Here is a 5,042-nt window from a genome sequence, read left to right on the forward strand (position 1 = left end):
GCATTAGTGCCTTTGTCATTAGGAGTCTTTCCATTTTACGCACGTCAGGTTCAAGTGGCCTTAGAAAGTGTGAGCGAAGGAAAAGTGGAAGCAGCCGAGGCCTTAGGTGCCACTAACACTGACATTATTTTTAACGTTTACTTACGAGAAGCACGTTCTGAGTTAGTACGAGTTTCAACAGTAACCTTAATTAGTTTAGTTGGTTTAACAGCAATGGCTGGTGCCATTGGGGCCGGTGGTTTAGGTAATACTGCTATTTCATACGGTTATAACCGGTTTAACAATGACGTTACCGTTGTAGCAACCATTTTAGTTTTATTGTTAGTTGTGATTATTCAATTAGTTGGTGATTGGCTTGCTAAACGGGTTAACCACCAAAGTCGGTAAAAAAGATAAGAAGGCGACAGGATGGAGAAAGAAGAACAGATCCAAATCCTAAAATATTTGATCAAAATTAATTCGGTCAATGGTAATGAAATTGAAGTTGCCACATATTTAAAAAAGTTATTTGCTAAGCATGGAATTGATGCCCAGATTGATGCTTTTGGTGATGATCGAGCTAACTTAACAGTTGATTTTGGTACTGGTGACCAAGTTCTTGGTATTACTGGTCACATGGATACTGTTGCAGTGGGCGATGAAAACAAATGGCATACAAGCCCATTTGATCCTTATCAAGATGGTGATCGATTATATGGGCGTGGCGCTGCCGACATGAAGAGCGGGTTAGCCGCTGAAGTAATTGCACTCATTGAATTGCATGATCAGGGACAACTCCCAGCAGGACATGTTCGTTTTATTGCCACAGCTGGTGAAGAATATGGGACACCAGGTGCTAATCGACTAGAAGCCGCTGGAGTTGCTAAAGACTTGGTTGGTTTAGTGGTTGGTGAACCGACCAGTGGTAACGTTGTATATGCCCACTCAGGAAGTTTGAATTATCGAATCACAAGTACTGGTAAGTCGGTTCATTCATCACAACCAGAAAATGGAACGAACGCAATCGACGCATTAGTTGATTATTGTATTAAAGAACGGACATTGTTTGATGACGCTCCTCTTGATCCCTACTTAGGGAAAGTCAAACATAGTGTTACGGTAATCAATGGTGGTGATCAAGTTAATACGATTCCCGATTTTGCCGCTATTAAGGGTAATATTCGACCAACTAAAGCATTTGATAATGATCATGTCATTGCCCGAATTAAGCAAACGATTGATGAAATTAACGCAAATAGCGATGGTCAGTTAACTTTTGAGTTAATCCATAATTTCCGTCCTGTTGCTTCTGATCCTGACAGCCATTTCGTGAAAAACGCCTTGCAAGCTACACAAGATGCATATCATGATGTTGCTAATCATGTTCAACCAAAACTGACTGTAATTAATGGTGCTACCGATGCCAGTGTTTTTGTTAAACACAACCAAGACTTACCGGTAATTGTTCTTGGGGCAGATGAATGGAATGTAGCACACCAGATTAATGAATACACGACTATTTCTAGTTATCTCGCAACCGTTAATGTTTATAAAAATATAATTAGCCACTTCTTTGAATAAAATCTCCTATAGTAAAGGCCCTAACGCTCTGTTAGAACGCTAGGGCCTTTTCCTATGGTTAATTTTGTAAGCTTAATTTTACTACCGCTTCACACCGTGGTGTTTGTGGCATCATATCGACTGGTTGAATATAGTCAACATGGTAAGTTGGAACAAGACGGGCTAAATTACGTGCTAATGAAGCCATGTTACACGAAACATAGGCAAATTTAGCCGGTTTTTCTTCCAGGATTTGTTCAATTAATTTAGCATCTAATCCCGTCCGCGGAGGGTCCACTACCAATGCATCAAAGTGCAAACCTTCTGAACGCCACTTTGGTAACAGTTCTTCAGCGGAGCCAACCTCATAACGAGCATTCGTAATGTCATTGAGTTGAGCATTTTGATTAGCATCGGCGACTGCTTCTGGAATGGTTTCCATCCCAACAACTTGTTTAACACGACTTGCCAGGGAGAGTCCGATGGTTCCAATTCCGGCATATGCGTCCACTAGGGTATCATCCGGACCTAATTCCATCGCTTTAGCAGCCTCTTCGTATAAGGTTTCAGTTTGATAAGGATTTAACTGAAGGAATGAACGAGCCGATAGTAAAAAGTCGAGTCCCATTAGGCTCTCAGTAATGTGATCTTTACCAGCTAGCTTTAGCGTTTCATTACCCCAAATGAGAGGAGTGTCTCCTGGATTGATGTTTTGCATAATGGAGACCACTTCTGGAAAATTACTTTGAATAAAGGTGATTAGCTGGTGTTTTTTCAATAGCTTTGGACTATTGGTAACGAATGTAACCTGAAACTCATGAGTGGCCATGGACTCCCGAATTACAATTGTTTTTAGGATACCGCTATGGTTGGTTTCATCGTAAAGGGGAATGTTCAGTTGTTCGATTTGATCAACTAAGGCTCGCATGATTTTCATAATGCCAGGCATTTGAACAGCGCACGTCTCCATATCAACAACTTCATGAGTTCCAGATTTATAAAGGCCAGCAACGACCTTACCATTTTGATTGCGAATTTGGAATTGTGCCTTATTACGATATTCGTACTGATATTCAGAAGCAATCGTCGGCCGGACTTCATAATGTCGATAACCAAGTGGCTTAAATTTAGCAAGACTATCAATGACCATTTGACGTTTATAACGTAATTGGGCAGGATAGGCTAAGTTTTCAAATTCAAACCCACCCGCTTCCATGGCATAGTCATCTTTGGGAATGACCCGATCAGCACTCGGCTTTTTTAAGCGATGAATAGTAGCTTCGAGATATTTTTCATGGACCTTGGTTACTTCCGCTACGATGACATCATTTGGAATTGTTCCTGGGACAAAACAAACCTTATGTTTAAAATAACCGATTCCTTGGCCCTCTACTCCCAATTTTTTGATCGTAAGTGGGAACCGATCACCAATGTTAACTTCAATAGGTGATTGTGTGTGACGGTTCGAATGGTGAAATGATTGATGGTGCTTTCGTTGGGTCATGCTCAGCCTCCTTAATTAGCGTTTTTAACAATGTATTATTCTAGCATATTCTATCCCTAAACATTTCCGGATAAAATATAAATTCAAAAAAGATGAAAAAAGGCCTTGACGAATCATTAAATTTTAATTAGAATGTTCACATAAATTAATTATTCGAACACAATGAGAAAGAAGAGTAGGTGCTCTTAATCTAAAGCGAATCCCGTTTGGTGCGAGGGGAGAGAATGTAAGAGTATTGAAAATCACTTTCGAGCCTGGATTGTCCAAGATTCAGTGGTATGACACCCATTATCGTGTTAGCGTATCGTGAACAGTAGTTCACCGTACGTATTAAGGTACTGGCAGTAATGTTAGTATAAACCGAGGGTGGTACCGCGCAAGGCGTCCCTTGACTGAGCAAAAGCTTGGTCAAGGGACTTTTTTGTTGGGTTCGAAAAACTCATTCAAAAAGTTATTGGAGGGAAAATTATGAATGATTTGGCATCACATAAGTTAACGACGAAACAGTATCTCGTCGTCAGTTCGTTACTATTTGGTTTATTTTTTGGGGCTGGAAACTTGATTTTTCCTCTTCACTTAGGCCAATTAGCTGGTGGCCACTGGGTTGGAGCAACAGTTGGATTCCTGTTGACAGGGGTTCTGTTGCCATTACTATCAGTACTTGCCATTGCAGTAACCCGTTCTGAAGGTGTTTATGATGTGGGTCGTCCATTAGGAGTTAGTTTTGCACTTGTTTTTATGGTTTTAATTCACGCAACCATCGGTCCACTTTTTGGGACTCCCCGGACAGCTTCCGTTTCATTTACAGTTGGGGTCGCACCATTTGTTACAAAGGCTGATCAGCAATTAGCACTGTTCATCTTCTCAGCGGTATTCTTCTTGTTAGCATTTGCATTTTCTTACCGTGAAAATGATATCCTTTCGAACGTTGGTAAAGTATTGAACCCAATGTTTATGGCATTATTGTTTGTGATGTTCTTAGTTGCTTTCTTACGTCCATTAGGTAACCCAATGGCTACTCCTGCTACGTCAGCTTATCTTCATTCTTCAGTAGTTAATGGTTTCCTGCAAGGTTATAACACGATGGATGCTCCTGCTGGATTAGCATTTGGTGTAACTGTTGTTCACGCAGTTCGTCAAATGGGTCAGAAACGCGAAAAAGACGTAGCCAAAGTTGTTGGTAAGGCTGGTTTACTATCAATGAGTATGGTTGCTGTAATCTACGCTTTATTAATCGTTGTTGGTGCAATGTCACTTGGTCACTTTAAGCTTTCTGCTGATGGTGGGGTCGCATTTACTCAAGTTGTTAACTACTATGGTGGTGCATTTGGTCAAGCAGTACTGGCTGTCTTGATCACCGTTACTTGTTTAACTACTGCAGTGGGATTAGTTGCTGCCTTTGCACAAGATTTCCATAAGCATTTTCCAAAGGTTTCATACCACACTTGGTTAGCACTTACTACGTTAGCTTCCTTCTTAGCCGCTAACTTTGGATTAGATACAATCATCGCATGGTCAACGCCAATGTTGATGTTCCTTTACCCATTAGTATTAGTATTAATCCTCTTATCTGTATTCTCACCATTATTCCATCGTGATAGTGCTGTATACTTCTTCGTCGTATTATTTACGGTTGTTCCAGCACTTGGCGATATGGTCGTTGCCTTTCCAAAGGTTGTTAGTGCAAGCGCATTTGGTAAGGGTGTTGCAGCTTTCCGTGCACATTTACCATTAGCAAGCATGGGAATGTCATGGTTAGTGCCAGCCTTAGTTGGATTAGTATTAGGATTAGGTGTCCACTTCTACCGGGTACGGGTGAACGCCACAGCATTAGAGAAAAATTAAATCTATGAATTACTAAAAAGATCCGTTCAGAGTTTCAATTCAAACTGGTTCTACACCAAATGGTGTTGGTTAGAGATTTTTCATCTCTATACCAATGCCATTTTTGTGTTTTAAACAAAAAAACAGAGGTAAACCTCTGTTACAATGAAATCGC

4 protein-coding genes are annotated in these 5,042 nt (G+C 40.6%); 3 read left to right on the forward strand and 1 reads right to left on the reverse strand.

The features are described from left to right. Positions 1-387 (forward strand): ABC transporter permease subunit (locus H5975_RS07260; RefSeq protein ID WP_204785484.1); only part of this gene is annotated, 387 nt, incomplete at its 5' end. Positions 388-408: 21 nt separating this feature from the next. Beyond that, a complete protein-coding gene (locus H5975_RS07265; protein ID WP_204785485.1) occupies positions 409-1,560 on the forward strand; it encodes an ArgE/DapE family deacylase in 1,152 nt (383 codons plus the stop codon). 58 nt (positions 1,561-1,618) lie between these two features. On the opposite strand, the gene rlmD is transcribed toward H5975_RS07265, so the two are convergent. Further along, complete coding sequence (rlmD, locus tag H5975_RS07270; RefSeq protein WP_204785486.1) at positions 1,619-3,043, reverse strand: 23S rRNA (uracil(1939)-C(5))-methyltransferase RlmD; 1,425 nt, start codon at positions 3,041-3,043, stop codon at positions 1,619-1,621. Between the two features lie 468 nt (positions 3,044-3,511). Here rlmD and brnQ point away from each other — a divergent pair, with 468 nt between their 5' ends. Next, positions 3,512-4,888, forward strand: a complete 1,377-nt coding sequence (gene brnQ / locus H5975_RS07275; RefSeq protein WP_204785487.1) for a branched-chain amino acid transport system II carrier protein — start codon at positions 3,512-3,514, stop codon at positions 4,886-4,888. Positions 4,889-5,042 lie beyond the last annotated feature (154 nt).

Source organism: Limosilactobacillus coleohominis (assembly GCF_016901675.1).
Taxonomy (GTDB): domain Bacteria; phylum Bacillota; class Bacilli; order Lactobacillales; family Lactobacillaceae; genus Limosilactobacillus; species Limosilactobacillus intestinavium.

Excerpts from the sequence above, each read along its gene's own strand:
- H5975_RS07265 (WP_204785485.1), top strand. The coding sequence starts at position 409 with ATGGAGAAAGAAGAACAGATCCAAATCCTAAAATATTTGATCAAAATT.
- brnQ (WP_204785487.1), top strand. The coding sequence starts at position 3,512 with ATGAATGATTTGGCATCACATAAGTTAACGACGAAACAGTATCTCGTC.
- rlmD (WP_204785486.1), bottom strand. The coding sequence starts at position 3,043 with ATGACCCAACGAAAGCACCATCAATCATTTCACCATTCGAACCGTCAC.